Here is a 13,973-nt window from a genome sequence, read left to right as displayed (position 1 = left end):
GGAGTACCCTCGCCGAGTTCGGTCGAACCGCCAATTTCTGGACCCGCGCCGCTCAGACCCGTCCGAGTAGGGTGAGCGGGTCCTCCAGCAGGCCGGCGACGGTGCTCAGAAAACGGGCGGCCAGTTCACCATCGATCATGCGGTGATCGAAACTCACCGTCAGGGTGGTGACCTGTCGAATCGCGAGCTCATCGCGAAACACCCAGGGCCGCCGGGAGATCGAGCCCAGACACAGGATGGCGGCCTCCCCGGGATTGACCAGCGGCACCCCCGAATCCACCCCGAACACACCCACATTGGAGATGGTGAAGGTTCCGCCGCGCAGATCGCTGGGGGTGGCGCGGCCGGCCCGCGCGGTTTCGGCCAACCAGCCGATCTCCCGACACAGGTCGCGCAATGTCAGCGACTGCGCCTCCTTGATATTCGGCACCAACAGTCCGCGTTCGGTGGCGACGGCGATACCGAGATTGACGTAGTGCTTGGTGACGATCTCCTGGTTCTTCTCGTCCCAGAAGGCGTTGATGCCCGGAAAGTCGTCGAGCGCGACCAGCACCGCCTTGGCGACCAACGCCAAAGGTGTCGGTGACAGTTGCGCGAAGGCCGGTGTGGTGCGCAGATGGTCGAGCAGTTCCATCGACGCGGTGATATCGATGGTCACCGAGGTGGCCGCCTGCGGAATGGTGTGCGCGCTCACGCTCATGGCGGCGGCGGTGCGTTTACGAACACCGCTGACGGGGGTGCGTTCCTCCCGCACCGTCGGGGCCGGGCGCGGGGGTCGCTCCCCTGGCTCCGAGTCGGCACGCGCGATTTCCCGGCCCGGCCTCTGCGATATCGGTACGGCCGCGCGCACATCCTCCACGGTGACCGCACCGGCCGGTCCCGACCCGGCCACGTGCCACAGGTCGATCCCGAGTTCCCGGGCCAGTTTCCGCGCGCCGGGGGTCGCCGCGCGCCGCCCTGACGTATCCGAGGTCACGCCGGGTCCGCCGGTGTCATCCGCCTCCTCCTCGCGGGATTCGACGACCGCCGCTGCCACCGGCTCCGGGACCTGGATTCCGGAACCACCGGGGCCGGTGCGCTCGTCGTCGAGCACCGCTGCCCGCCCACCGTTGCGCGCACCGTGGTCCGGACCGGCCTCACCGGTGTTGTTCCCGTTGTATGCCGTGACCCGTTGGGTATCCGGTCGCCGCCGACGGCGGGTGACCGGCTCGTCCTCCGGCCCGTATCCCACCAACACCGAAGACCGCCCACCGCCCACGGGCGGACCGTCCCCGCGCACGCGCAGCAGCGGTGCGCCCACCGGGATCGTCGCACCCGGTTCGGCGAGCAATTCGATCACCGTTCCGGTGAAAGGGGAGGGCAGGGCCACCACGGCCTTGGCGGTCTCCACCTCGGCGACGGTCTGGTTGAGCTCCACCCGATCACCCACCGCGACCGACCAGCTCTGTAGTTCGGCCTCGGTCAATCCCTCCCCGAGGTCCGGCAACCGGAATTCGAGGATGTCCCCCGGGTCCGCGGCGCGGGCGTCGTCCACGTGATACCTCCGTATCGGGAGGCCGATACTCTCGGCCGGCTGGGTGTCGTCGGTCAGGCGGCGAGCGAACGGTCGACCGCGGCCAGAATCCGATCCGGGTCGGGCAGATGATGCTTCTCGAGCTTAGCCGGGGGGTAAGGGATATCGAAGCCACCGACGCGCAGAACCGGTGCCTCCATGTGGTAGAAGCAGCGTTCGGTGACCCGGGTCGCCAACTCCGCGCCCAGACCGCCGAAAACCGGCGCCTCGTGCACCACCACCAACCGGCCGGTGCGCATCACCGAGTCCGCCACGGTGTCGATGTCCAATGGCGCCAGGCTGCGCAGATCGATGACCTCCAGCGAGATACCCTCCTCATCCGCGATCTGCGCCGCCGTCAGGGCGGTCGCCACCGTGCCGCCATAGGCGACGAGGGTGGCGTCGGTGCCGGGCACGCAGACCCGGGCGCGGTCCAACGGGAGTTCGGCCGCGGCGTTCGGGTCGACCTCGGCCTTGTCCCAGTAGCGGCGTTTGGGTTCGAAGAAGATCACCGGATCGTCCAGGGCGATCGCCTGCCGAATCATGGTGTAGGCGTCGGCGGGGTTACTCGGCGTCACCACCCGCAGTCCGGCGGTATGGGCGAAATAGGCCTCGGGGGATTCCGAATGGTGTTCCACCGAGCCGATACCGCCGCCGAACGGGATACGGATGGTGAGGGGAGCCCGCACCCGCCCCTGGGTCCGGTAGTGGATCTTGGCGACCTGGGACACGATCTGATCGAAGGCCGGGTAGACGAACCCGTCGAACTGGATCTCGCACACCGGCCGGTATCCGCGCAGCGCCATCCCGAAAGCCGTTCCCACGATGCCGGATTCGGCGAGCGGGGTGTCGATCACGCGTCGGTCGCCGAAATCCTTCTGGAGGGTGTCGGTCACCCGGAACACACCGCCGAGATGACCGACATCCTCCCCCATGAGCACTACTTTCGGGTCGTCCTCGAGTGCTCGGCGCAGTCCGGCGTTGAGCGCCGCGGCGAAGGTGGTGATCATGACCGGACTCCTTCCGCGCGCCGGGTGGGCGTCTGGTGGGGGATGTCTCCATCGGCCGGGTCGGCGGCCAGATATTCGGCGTATTCCTGTCGCTGGGCGGCGAGCAGCGGATGTGGTGTGGCGTAGACGTGGTCGAACAACCGCATGGGGTCGGGGTCGGGCATACCGATGGTGGTGGTACGCACCTGCTCGGCCACCTCGTTCGCGCGTTCGTCGACCTGCCGCTGCCTGGCCGGGTCGAACAGGTCCTCCCGCTCCAGCAGCCGACGTATCCGGTCGATCGGATCGCGACACGCCCACTGCTCGAGCTCGGCGGCCGTGCGGTAACGGGTCGGATCGTCGGCGGTGGTGTGCGGGCCCATCCGATAGGTGATCGCCTCCACGAACGACGGCCCACCACCGGCGCGGGCCCGGGCCGCCGCCTGCCGGGTCACCGACAGCACCGCCAGCACGTCGTTGCCGTCGACGCGGGTGGCAGGGATGCCGTAGCCGTGGGCCCGATGGGCGATGGGGGTGGGGCTCTGCAACCGGACGGGTTCGCTGATCGCCCAATGGTTGTTCTGGCAGAAGAACACCACCGGCGCACTCCAGCTCGCCGCGAAGACCATGGCCTCGGCGATATCGCCCTGACTGGTGGCCCCGTCGCCGAAGTAGGCGATGGTGGCGATCTCGGCGCCGTCCAATTGCGCGGCATAGGCATAGCCGGTGGCGTGCAATCCCTGGGAGCCGACCACGATCGCCGGGTTGGTCATGTTCACCGCGGCCGGGTCCCAACAGGAATGCGACACCCCACGCCACATACGGGTGAGGTCGGTCGGCGGGACACCGCGACAGTAGGCAACGGCGTGCTCACGGTAGCTGCAGAACACGTAGTCGTCGGGGGTCAACGCCCATGCCGAGCCGACCTGGGCCGCCTCCTGACCGAGCAGCGGGGCCCACAACCCCAGTTGGCCCTGCCGCTGTAATGCGGTGGCCTCGGTATCGATCCGACGGGCCACCACCATGTCCTCGTAGAGCGACCACAGCCGGTCGGGACCGATATCGGCGACCGGCTCGGCGTACTCCGGATCGAACACACGCCGTCCGTCGGGCTGTACCAACTGCACGGGGTATTCGTGTTTGCCAGGCATGGGTAATCGCCTCCTCGACACGAGCACCGGCCATTGTGTGGCTTGTAACACACAGCATGCCCCATAAAGCGATCTGCGCAAGTGTTGTCCGAACAACTGAGCAGAATGCTCGTTTTTCTCCCCATCAGGGCTGTCATACTGCGTTGTATGCCCAGTCGAGAAACCACCGAGCCGACCCTCGACGCCACCGACGCGCGGCTTTTGCTGGAACTGATCGACAACCCCCGCGCGACCGGGGTCGAACTGGCCGCCCGACTCGGTCTGTCCCGCAATACCGTGCAGGCCCGCCTGGCCCGCTGGGAGGCGAGCAGGGTGCTGGGCAGCTTCGAACGTCGTATCGAACCGCGCGCCCTCGGCTACCCTTTGAACGCGTTCGTCGCGGTGGTGGTGGACCAGCACCGCCTCGACCCGGTGGTGGACGAACTGGCCGAGATCCCGGAGGTCACCGAGGTGTGCGGGATGACCGGCCCCACCGATCTCACCGTCCGGGTGGTCGCCTGCGACGCCGACGACCTCTACCGCATCACCGGCCAGATCCTGAAGATCCCCGGTGTCCAGCGCACGAATATGGCGCTGATCATGCGGCAACTGGTCGGCCCACGTATCGCCCCGCTCCTGCGCCGCCGAATCGAGTCGAGCTGACCACGCCGGGGTCCGCCGACATCACCGGCATCGAACACACCCGTAGGGTGCGGATATGGATATTGCTGGGAAGGTCGCCGTCGTCACCGGCGGCGGATCGGGTATCGGAGCGGCGCTGGCGCGTCGGGCGGCCGAGCGCGGGGCCCGGGTGGTGGTGGCCGATCTGGATACGGAAGCGGCCGAAGCGGTGGCCGCCGGAATCGGGTCCGCGGCGGTGGCGGTGGGCGGTGACGTCTCCGACGAGAAGGTCATCCGTGACCTGATCGACCGGGCACGGGCCGAGTTCGGTCCGGTGGACGTCTATTTCGCCAATGCCGGGGTCACCGGCGGTCCGGGGCTCGACAGCACCGACATGCAGTGGACGACCGCGCTGGAGGTCAATGTGCTGGCGCATGTGCGGGCCGCGCGGCTGCTGGTGCCGGAATGGGTGGAGCGCGGTGAAGGGTATTTCGTGAGCACCGCATCGGCGGCCGGGCTACTCACTCAGCTCGGGTCGGCTCCGTACTCGGTCTCCAAACACGCCGCCGTGGGATTCGCCGAATGGCTGTCGGTCACCTACGGCGACCAGGGGGTGCGGGTGAGTTGCGTCTGCCCGATGGGTGTGGACACACCGCTGCTGCACCAGGGCATGATCGACCCGGAGAATATCGAAGCGGGACGGCTGGCGGTTGCGGCGGTGAAAACCGCGGGCGCCGTGCTCACCCCGGACGAGGTCGCCGATACCGTCCTCACGGGTGTCGCGGAGGAACGCTTCCTGATCCTGCCGCACCCGGAGGTACTGACGATGTATCAGCAGAAGGGCTCGGACTACGAGCGCTGGCTCCGGGGTATGCGCCGATTCCAGGAATCACTCGGGAACACGGATTCGTGACCGCGGCCGTTACTGCTCGGTCTCCGGGGTGACCAGCGCTTTCGCGGCGGAGCGGACAATACTCGGGATCTCCACGGGTTTACGGGTTTCCGCGTCCACGTAGACGTGGACGAACGTCCCGGTGGCGGCCAACTCCAATGGCTGTTCCTCGCCCGTCTCCCGAAATATGGCCAGGTCGTAGGTGATACTCGACCGTCCGAGCCGCGCGATCCGCAACCCCACCCGAAGCATATCGGGGAAGCTGAGCGAGGCATGGAATTGGCAGGAGGTCTGCGCGACGATCCCGATGGCGGGCAGCTTGCGGATATCGGTGCCGGTGGCGTGCATGAGCCAGGCGTTGACCGCGGTATCGAAATACGCGTAGTAGGTCACGTTGTTCACGTGCCCGTAGTGATCGTTGTCGGCCCATCGGGTGGGAATCGGCCAGAGCACCGGGTACTGCTGCGTCATCCGGCCGACGATACCGGCGCGACCGACCGACCCTCACGTCACCCGATCGACCTCACCGGGGGCGCCGGGCTTCTCCGCCGGTGGTCCCGCGGGCTCACCCCGAAATGCCGTTTGAACGCGGTGCTCAGCGCGAACGCGCTCCCGTACCCCACCCGGTGGGCGATCGCCTCGACTGTGGCGTCGGAACTCTGCAACAGATCGGCGGCCAACTCCAGTCGCCACCGGGTGAGGAAGGCCATGGGCGGTTCACCGACCAGTTCGGTGAACCGCCGGGCCAGCGCCGCCCGAGAAGAGCCGACCGCACTTGCGAGCTCGGCGACGGTCCAGTTGTGCGCCGGATTGTGTTGCAGCAATCGCAGCGCTCTGCCGATCAGCGGATCGCCGTAGGCCTGATACCAGGCGGGGGCGTCGTTATCGGCGAACCAGGTACGCAGGGTGGCGATCAGCAGTAGGTCGAGCAGTCGGTCCAGGACGACACTCTGCGCGGGGCGGTCCCTCACCGTCTCCTCCGCCAGGAGCGTCGACAACCGATCGTCGCCGACGTCCCGCGGCACCACCAACATCGACGGTAATGCCCGCAGTAGGCGCTCGCTCACCGCGCCCGCCGATTCGTAGGTGCCGGTGACCATCATGGTCTCCCCGTCGGGATCGTTGCCCCATTCCCGAACCCCGAGACTCAACGTCTCGCAGAGCACCTCACCGTCCAGGGTGGTGGTCACCTGGCCGGGATGAATGACGATCTGGGGTTCGGTGGCCGGATCGTCGGCCACCGTGTACGGCCGCGGGCCACGGAAAACCGCCACATCACCGGTACTCAACCGCCGCGGTTCCGGGGGCGCGGCACTGTCGGAACCGTCGGGGTCGGGGATGACCCAGGCACCGCCCCGGACCATTGCCACCAGGGTCAACGGCGCCCGGTCCTGGATACGCAACGACCACGGCGGGGTGAGCACCGATCGCATCAGAAACGCGCCCCGCGCCCGGGGTCCCTCCAACAAACCGGCCAAGGTGTCCACCTCATGACGATAGTCCGGTGCGCAGGGCGGCGACCGGTCGACGACCACCGCGAATCGACCGCGACGGGCCTATCGGCCGACGCGCTCCTACAGGTACATCCCGGTGTCCGGCCGCTCCACGTGCACCGCGATACCGTCCACCCCGTTGCGCAGCGCGACCAGTTCCGCGAGGGTGGTGCCGTCGGCCGGGATCGCGGTCCCGGCATCGCCGAGCCAGGCGCGGGCCTCGACGGCGGACAGTTTGCCGATTTCCAACTGAGCCAGGCAGCGACCGGGACGGGTGACGGCCGGATGCAGCCGGGACAGGTCCTCGTTGGTGGTGATGGCGACCAATACGTCCCTGCCCTGTCCGAGCATGCCGTCGGTGAGATTGAGCAGGCGGGAAAGTCCCTGCCCCGCCGAGGCCTTCGCCTCCCCGCGAATCAACTCGTCGCAGTCCTCCAGGACCAGCAGCCGCCAGCGGTTCGGCGTCTCCTCGTCATCGCCCTCGACGCCCATCGCGGCCCGCATCAGATACCCGGGCTTGGCGAACAGCACCTCGGGATCGAGGACGCAGTCGACCTGGCACCACTTCGACCAGGAACGGGCCAACGCCCGCAATACGGTGGTCTTGCCGGTGCCGGGCGGCCCGTGCAACAACAGGAGTCGACCGCGAATATCGTTCGGTCGCAGCGCCATCAGCCGGTCCAGCGCCCGTGCCGCGTCGGCGCCGTAGTTACCGCGGATCTCGGCCCACTCCGGGGTGGTCACATTCAGCACGCGACGGCGGGTGCCCTGATCGTCCTGATGCCAGAAACCCATCTTGACGGTGGTTTCGTCGGAGCCCGGCTCGTCCACCGCATCCCGAGTGGCCTCGGTGACGATCCGTTCGGCCAGTTCGTCGGTGACGGCCACGACCTCCACCTGCGCCGATTTATCCGGCCAGCGGTCGGCGCGCAGGGTCCAGCCCTCCCCGAGCACGAGAATGGCGGAGGTATCGGATTCGGTGATCTGCCGGGCGATCTCCGAACCCGGTGGGCACAGCGGCGCCTCGGGACGCACCCGTTCCAACTGCAGTTTGCGGTAGTAGGGCTGGGTACCACGGGCGAACGGGGACATCGCCAGCATGTCGAGCACATCGCGCTGAGAGGTGTACGAATCGAGGGCGACGGTCCAGTTCAGACCGTGGAGCGGGTCGGTGGTGGGAAATGCGCGTTCGATCAACCGCAGCGGCTCTTGGGATTTCGACATCGCCGACCATGATCGGTGCGCGGCCACCGTCTCGTCCACGGATTTTCCGATGCCCGACCGGTGAAACACCTCGGCCCTCCCGACCGGCGCGGTGGGAGGGCCGAGGCGAACGACCGCCGCTACAGCGCCTTGAGTTCCTCGGTGACCTCACCGACGGACTTCTTGGCGTCGCCGAACAGCATGGAGGTGTGGTCGGCGTAGAACAGCGGATTGTCGATACCGGCGAAACCGGAGTTCATCGACCGCTTCAGCACGATCACACTCTTGGCCTGATCGACATTGAGTACCGGCATACCGTAGATCGGGCTCGAAGCGTCCTCGTGGGCCGCCGGATTGGTGACATCGTTGGCGCCGATCACCAGGGCGACATCGGTGCGGGCGAATTCGCCGTTGATCTCGTCCATTTCCTTCATGGCGTCGTAGGACACCTCGGCCTCGGCCAACAGCACGTTCATATGTCCGGGCATCCGACCGGCGACCGGGTGGATGGCGTATTTGACCTCCACCCCTCTGGCCTCGAGCAGCTCGGCCATCTCCTTGACCGCATGTTGGGCCTGCGCCACCGCCATACCGTAGCCGGGGACCACGATCACCTGGTTGGCGTAGGCCATTTGGATGGCGGCATCCGCGGCCGAGGTGGCCTTGGCCTGCTTCTGCTCCCCACCGGCGCCGGCCACGGCACCCGCGCCGCCGCCGAAACCGCCCGCGACGATCGCCGGGATGGACCGGTTCATGGCCTTGGCCATGAGGTTGGTGAGGATGGTGCCCGAGGCGCCGACGATCATGCCCGCCACGATCATGGCGGTGTTGTTCAATGCCAGACCGGCGGCCGCGGCCGACAGACCGGTGAGCGCGTTGAGCAGCGAGATGACCACCGGCATATCGGCGCCACCGATCGGCAACACCACCATGAGTCCCAGCACACCCGCCGCGACCAGCAGCCCGATCATCCACCACTGCGAGACCCCGCCGTCGGCGGCGCCCAGGCCGATCACCACGGCCGCCGCAATGGCCGCCACCAGCAGCAACAGGTTCACCACCTGTTGCAGCTTCCCGAGTCCGATGGGGCGGCCGGGCAGGATCTCCTGCAATTTGCCGAAGGCGATCAGCGAACCCCAGAACGACACCGAACCGATGATGGCGGCGAACAGAGAACCCACGATGATGTGGACGGTGGGTTCCTCACCGTGCTGGAACCGCGAGAAACCGGTGGTGTCGATGAATTCCGCCCAGGCGATCAGCGCGACCGTGCCGCCGCCGACCCCGTTGAACGCCGCCACCAACTGCGGCATGGCGGTCATCTTGGTGAACCGCGCGGGCGGCACCCCCAACACCACACCGAGGACGAGACCGGCGACGATCAGGATCCAGTTGTTCGTATCGCGCACCGCGATCAGGGTCGCCACCACGGCGATGCCCATGCCCACCGCGGCGATCCAGTTGCCGCGCACCGCGGTCTTCGGGCCGGTCAGGCCCATCAGACCGTAGATGAACAGCGCGAACGCGAGAATGTAGAGAATATTGACCAGGTTGTCCATGGTTCAGCCACCCGTCTTCGCGGAACCGTCGGCCGCGCTCGCCTTCACGGCCGTTTTCCCCTTGAACATGCCCAGCATGCGGTCGGTGACCACGAAACCACCGACCACGTTCAAGGTTCCGAACACCAGGGCCACGAACAGGATGATCCGCACGCCGATCGATGGGTTCTCCATTCGACCCAATGTCACCAGCGCGCCCAGCACCACGATGCCGTGAATGGCGTTGGTGCCCGACATGAGCGGGGTGTGCAGGGTATTGGGCACCTTGGAGATGACCGCGAAGCCCACGAATCCGGACAGCACCAGGATCGCGATATTCGCCAATAGCTCGGTATACATCACTCGGCCCCTGTGGTAGTCGGTTCGGCGGCGGGCTCCGGTTCCCCGGCGTCGTCCGGGGAGCGGGTGACACAGGCGTCGGCCAGTACCCGGTCGGAGAAGTCCGGAGCGATTCGGCCGTCGACCAGCATCAACTCCAACAGCGCGGCAATATTCTTCGAATACAGCTCGCTGGCGTGTTCGGGCATGGTCGCAGGCAGGTTCAACGGGGAGGCAATGGTGATTCCGTGTTTCACCACCGTCCGGCCCGGTTCGGTCAGTTCGCAGTTACCGCCGGTCTCCCCGGCCAGGTCCACGATCACACTGCCCGGTTTCATTCCCTGCACCGCGGCGGCGGTCACCAGCCGCGGCGCGGGACGACCCGGCACCAACGCGGTGGTAATGACGACGTCGAAGCCTTTGATGGCGTCCTCGAGCGCTTGCTGTTGGGTCGCTTTCTCCTCGTCGGTGAGTTCGCGGGCATACCCGCCCGCACCGGCGGCGTCGATGCCCAGGTCCAGCCATTGGGCGCCCACCGAGCGCACCTGGTCGGCCACTTCGGGCCGCACGTCGTAACCGGTGGTGCGCGCGCCCAGCCGTTTGGCCGTGGCCAGCGCCTGCAGACCCGCCACTCCGACGCCGAGCACCAGCACCGTCGCGGGCTTCACCGTCCCCGCCGCGGTGGTGAGCATGGGGAAGAACCGCGTCGACTCCGAGGCCGCCAACAACACCGCCTTGTAACCGGCAACATTGGCCTGCGACGACAGCGCGTCCATCACCTGCGCCCGGGAGATCCGCGGAATCGCCTCCACCGCGAACGCCTGCACTCCGGCGGCCCGCAACTCCGCGATCCGATTGTCGGCATTGCGGGGGGCCAGGAACCCGATGAGGGTCTGGCCGGCGGACAGTTTCGCCACTTCTTCGGCGCTCGGCGGGGCGACCTTGACGATCACATCCGCCTGCCACGGGTCGCCGATGGTGGCACCCGCCTGTTCGTAGGCCGTGTCGGGGATGAGGGCACCCAGGCCGGCGCCTGCTTCGACCACTATCTCCACACCCTGTTTCACCAGGGCGGGAATGATCTTCGGCACCAACGCGACCCGCCGCTCACCCGCGGCGGTTTCGCGTACGACTCCGACACGCGCCCCGTGCGACGCCTGGTCGCTTCGGTTCTGCGTTGTCTCCACTTGTCCGACTTCCTTCTCCTGCTGTGCTTCCATCACCGAACCGACCGGTGGGTAAGTTCTACCGAAATTCTCGCAACTGTATCCGGCCGGCGGTGAGCATATCCGAGATGTACGTCACACTCGACGGAACGCGAGATCCGGTCACCACGGTTCATCTGCGAAGAACCACCTACGAAGAACCACCTACGAAGAACAATGCCGTTCGGGGTGCCGCATTCCGCCCGTACGCCGTAAGGTCGGCACCGTGAGCGACTGTGTCTTCTGCCGAATCGCGGCGGGCGCCGCACCGGCGACCAAGGTCTACGAGGACGAGACCGTCCTCGCCTTTCTGGACATCCGACCCATCGCTCGTGGCCACACCCTGGTGGTTCCCAAACGCCACGCGCGCGAGCTCGACGACCTGGACGCCGAAACCGGAGCGCACATCTTCCGGGTCGGGCATCGCCTCGCCCAGGCCGTACGGCGGGGTGAACCCGCCGCGGACGGCGCCCACCTCGTCCTCAACGACGGCACCGCTGCCTTCCAGACCGTCGGCCACGTGCACCTACACGTCATCCCGCGCCGACACGGCGACAAACTGCGCCTCGCCGCCGGATTCCTACTGCGCCGACCGTACGATCCCGAGACCACGGCCGCGACCATCCGTGCCGGCCTGGCCGCCCTCGACGACCCGGAATCGACCCGGTAGCCGGCGAACCGGCCGAGACGAACACCCCCCAACACCAGCCGAAGAAGGAATTCGATGACCGACACCCCGGCTCGGGCCGAGATGATCGCCCTGCTGTCCGACCAATGGGATGCCCTCACCGAACTGCTGGCCGGACTCGACGAACACCGCTGGCGCACGCCGTCACCGTTGCCCGGCTGGACCACGTTCGATGTCCTCGCCCATATCGTCGGCACGGAATCACTACTGCTCGGTGAGCAACCGCCCGCACCGGACCCGAAACAGGCCCAGGTCGAGGTGCAGAGCCTGCCCCATGTGCGCAACGAGGTCGCGGTGCTCAACGAGACCTGGGTTCGCGGCTTGCGCTCCCTGTCCGGGGAGCAACTGCTGCAACGGTTCCGGGAGGTCACCCGACGCCGGTTGGACGCATTGGCCGCCATGGACGACGAACAGTGGCTGGCCCTGTCGCCCTCACCGGTGGGCGAGGTTCCGTACGCCCGCTTCATGCGGGTGCGGCTGTTCGACTGTTGGATGCACGAACTCGATATCGCCGACGCCCTACAGGTGCAGGTGAACGAGGGCGGGCCACGCGCCGAGATGGCCTTCGCGGAATTCTCCGTCTCCCTACCCCGAGTCCTGGTCAAACTCGGGAAGGCGCCGGAAGGTTCGCGAATCGTCTTCGAACTCACCGGCCCCCTGGCCCGCACCCTCAATATTCGGGTGAACGGTCGGGCCCGCTATGTCGACGAACTCGACGAATCCCCCACCGTCACCATCGCGATGGACTCCGGCCTACTGATGCGACTCGGCGGCGGCCGGGTGACCGCCGACTCCGAACTCGGCCGGATCCGTTTCCGAGGCGACTCCGATCTGGGCCGGCAGCTGGTCCGGAACCTGGCGTTCACCATTTGAGCCGTGCGACTGTTCCTTTCCAGCTACCGCTTCGGTGCGCACTACGACGAGTTCGCCGCGCTGGTGGGCACCCCGGGCCCGGTCGCGGTGATCGGTAATGCCTGCGACGCCTGGCCACAGGCCCGCGAGGGCGCCCTGACGAGTGAAATGGTGCCGCTGCGCCGGCTGGGGTTCGTCCCGCGGGAGATCGATCTGCGCGACTACCTCGGTCGTCCCGCCGAACTCGAACGACAGCTGAGCGGTTTTCCACTGGTCTGGGTGCGCGGCGGGAACACCTTCGTCCTGCGCGCCCAGTTCGCCCGCAGCGGCGCGGACCGGATCATCCCGCGTCTGCTCGCCGCCGACGCGCTGGTGTACGCCGGTTACAGCGCGGGCGCCTGTCTGCTGTGTCCCGACCTGCACGGCCTGGAAGCGGCCGACGACCCGGCCGAGGTGCCGCCGACCTGCGGGATGGAGCCGCTGTGGGACGGACTCGGACTGATCGACCGGCCGATCGTCCCGCATGTGAACTCCCCCACCGACCCCGACGGCGCCGGGAACGCCTTGGCCGCCCACTACCGAGAACGCGGAATCGCGCACTGGGCGCTCACCGATAACGACGCCGTAGTGGTGAACGGCGACGATATCCACTGCCACACGAGCTGAGCGCGGCATACCGGGCCCGGCCGTGATACCGATATCGGCGGGTCGGCGATCGCGGTCGCTACGGTTGCGCCATGGGCAATGAGGAAATCGCTCGCGCTCGCACCGGTGCGCAACCGGTCCGGTTTCGGCTGGCCGTGGTGGATGAGGCCTTGCGGTTGTTCGCGGATCAGGGGTACGAGGCGACCTCGGTGGACGAGATCGCCGAGGCGGCGGGGATTTCGCGGCGCACCTTCTTTCGACAGTTCCGATCCAAGGAAGACGTGATCTTCGCCGATCACGAGGCGCAGCTGGCCGCGGCGGCGGAGTACCTGACCCTGCCGCACGCCGATCCATGGGAGGCGGTCTGTGAGGCGGTGGTGCAGGTTTTCGAGCGGTTCATCCAGTGGCGGGATATCGCGGTGCGGCGCTATCACGTGGTGCGGAGGGTTCCCGCCCTTCGGGATCGGGAGATCGTCACGGTGTTCCGGTACGAACGGTTGTTCACCGACTATCTGCGCGAGCGACTGCCCGACTCGTCGGATCTGGCGCGGGTGCAGTTCACCGCCGCCGTGACGGCGACCCACAACTATCTGCTGCGGCGGATGGTGCGTGGCGAGTCCGCGGCAGGTCCGGCCGATCTGCGGGCCGAACTGGCCGCCATTCCTCGGGGAGACCGCCGCCGCGACGAGGACGAGGAGCTGGTGGTGGCCGTTTTCCCCCGGAGCATGCCGCCCCGGCAGGTCGCCGATCTACTGCGTCGACGGTTGGACCCCGCATAGCACACCCACCCATACTGGCACTCAGTGTCAGATAGGCAACCCGCACT

15 protein-coding genes are annotated in these 13,973 nt (G+C 67.4%); 6 read left to right on the top strand and 9 right to left on the bottom strand.

What is annotated here, in order from left to right; all coding sequences use genetic code 11:
• Positions 1-52: 52 nt before the first annotated feature.
• Genes ON32_RS04540 through pdhA form a run of 3 tightly spaced genes read right to left on the bottom strand, consistent with a single transcriptional unit; the run spans position 53 to position 3,692 of the window.
• The gene (locus tag ON32_RS04540; protein ID WP_051132832.1) at positions 53-1,534 is read right to left on the bottom strand and encodes a dihydrolipoamide acetyltransferase family protein; all 1,482 of its coding nucleotides are present in this window, start codon (positions 1,532-1,534) and stop codon (positions 53-55) included.
• 53 nt (positions 1,535-1,587) lie between these two features.
• Positions 1,588-2,562 carry an alpha-ketoacid dehydrogenase subunit beta gene (locus ON32_RS04535; RefSeq protein ID WP_040788778.1) on the bottom strand — a complete coding sequence of 325 codons (975 nt, stop codon included), beginning with the start codon at positions 2,560-2,562 and terminating at the stop codon, positions 1,588-1,590.
• On the bottom strand, positions 2,559-3,692 hold the full coding sequence (gene pdhA, locus ON32_RS04530; protein ID WP_051132831.1) for a pyruvate dehydrogenase (acetyl-transferring) E1 component subunit alpha: 1,134 nt from the start codon (positions 3,690-3,692) through the stop codon (positions 2,559-2,561). The genes ON32_RS04535 and pdhA overlap by 4 nt, the downstream gene beginning before the upstream one ends.
• Before the next feature lie 147 nt (positions 3,693-3,839).
• Between pdhA and ON32_RS04525 the strand changes: the two genes are divergently transcribed.
• A complete protein-coding gene (locus ON32_RS04525; protein WP_040788777.1) occupies positions 3,840-4,334 on the top strand; it encodes an Lrp/AsnC family transcriptional regulator in 495 nt (164 codons plus the stop codon).
• Between the two features lie 55 nt (positions 4,335-4,389).
• Positions 4,390-5,205 carry an SDR family oxidoreductase gene (locus tag ON32_RS04520; protein WP_040788776.1) on the top strand — a complete coding sequence of 272 codons (816 nt, stop codon included), beginning with the start codon at positions 4,390-4,392 and terminating at the stop codon, positions 5,203-5,205.
• Between the two features lie 9 nt (positions 5,206-5,214).
• Here the strand turns inward: ON32_RS04520 and ON32_RS04515 are convergent, their stop codons facing one another.
• From ON32_RS04515 to ON32_RS04490, 6 genes are all read right to left on the bottom strand, one after another.
• On the bottom strand, positions 5,215-5,655 hold the full coding sequence (locus tag ON32_RS04515; RefSeq protein ID WP_051132830.1) for an acyl-CoA thioesterase: 441 nt from the start codon (positions 5,653-5,655) through the stop codon (positions 5,215-5,217).
• A 38-nt stretch (positions 5,656-5,693) separates the two neighbouring features.
• A complete protein-coding gene (locus tag ON32_RS04510; protein ID WP_040788904.1) occupies positions 5,694-6,671 on the bottom strand; it encodes an AraC family transcriptional regulator in 978 nt (325 codons plus the stop codon).
• 87 nt (positions 6,672-6,758) lie between these two features.
• A complete protein-coding gene (locus tag ON32_RS04505) occupies positions 6,759-7,901 on the bottom strand; it encodes a DUF5925 domain-containing protein (RefSeq protein ID WP_040788902.1) in 1,143 nt (380 codons plus the stop codon).
• A gap of 119 nt (positions 7,902-8,020) precedes the next feature.
• Positions 8,021-9,439: an NAD(P)(+) transhydrogenase (Re/Si-specific) subunit beta gene (locus ON32_RS04500; protein WP_040788774.1), complete on the bottom strand. Its 1,419-nt coding sequence runs from the start codon at positions 9,437-9,439 to the stop codon at positions 8,021-8,023.
• A gap of 3 nt (positions 9,440-9,442) precedes the next feature.
• Entirely contained in the window at positions 9,443-9,778 is a 336-nt protein-coding gene (locus tag ON32_RS04495) for an NAD(P) transhydrogenase subunit alpha part 2 (protein ID WP_040788773.1), read from the bottom strand.
• Positions 9,778-10,944 (bottom strand): Re/Si-specific NAD(P)(+) transhydrogenase subunit alpha, encoded by a 1,167-nt coding sequence (locus tag ON32_RS04490; protein ID WP_051132861.1) that lies wholly within the window; start codon positions 10,942-10,944, stop codon positions 9,778-9,780. The genes ON32_RS04495 and ON32_RS04490 overlap by 1 nt, the downstream gene beginning before the upstream one ends.
• Before the next feature lie 244 nt (positions 10,945-11,188).
• Here ON32_RS04490 and ON32_RS04480 point away from each other — a divergent pair, with 244 nt between their 5' ends.
• The 4 genes from ON32_RS04480 to ON32_RS04465 all read left to right on the top strand — a co-directional run bounded on the left by ON32_RS04480 (position 11,189) and on the right by ON32_RS04465 (position 13,926).
• Positions 11,189-11,632: an HIT family protein gene (locus tag ON32_RS04480; protein WP_051132829.1), complete on the top strand. Its 444-nt coding sequence runs from the start codon at positions 11,189-11,191 to the stop codon at positions 11,630-11,632.
• Between the two features lie 54 nt (positions 11,633-11,686).
• Positions 11,687-12,523 carry a maleylpyruvate isomerase family mycothiol-dependent enzyme gene (locus ON32_RS04475; RefSeq protein ID WP_040788770.1) on the top strand — a complete coding sequence of 279 codons (837 nt, stop codon included), beginning with the start codon at positions 11,687-11,689 and terminating at the stop codon, positions 12,521-12,523.
• Positions 12,524-12,526: 3 nt separating this feature from the next.
• Positions 12,527-13,168 (top strand): Type 1 glutamine amidotransferase-like domain-containing protein, encoded by a 642-nt coding sequence (locus ON32_RS04470; protein ID WP_040788769.1) that lies wholly within the window; start codon positions 12,527-12,529, stop codon positions 13,166-13,168.
• A gap of 71 nt (positions 13,169-13,239) precedes the next feature.
• A complete protein-coding gene (locus ON32_RS04465; protein ID WP_040788768.1) occupies positions 13,240-13,926 on the top strand; it encodes a TetR family transcriptional regulator in 687 nt (228 codons plus the stop codon).
• Positions 13,927-13,973 lie beyond the last annotated feature (47 nt).

The sequence above is a fragment of the Nocardia paucivorans NBRC 100373 genome, assembly GCF_000308675.1.
GTDB classification, from domain to species: Bacteria; Actinomycetota; Actinomycetes; order Mycobacteriales; family Mycobacteriaceae; genus Nocardia; species Nocardia paucivorans.
The sequence above is the reverse complement of the archived record's forward strand: the minus strand, read 5'-3'. Positions and strand labels throughout refer to the sequence as shown.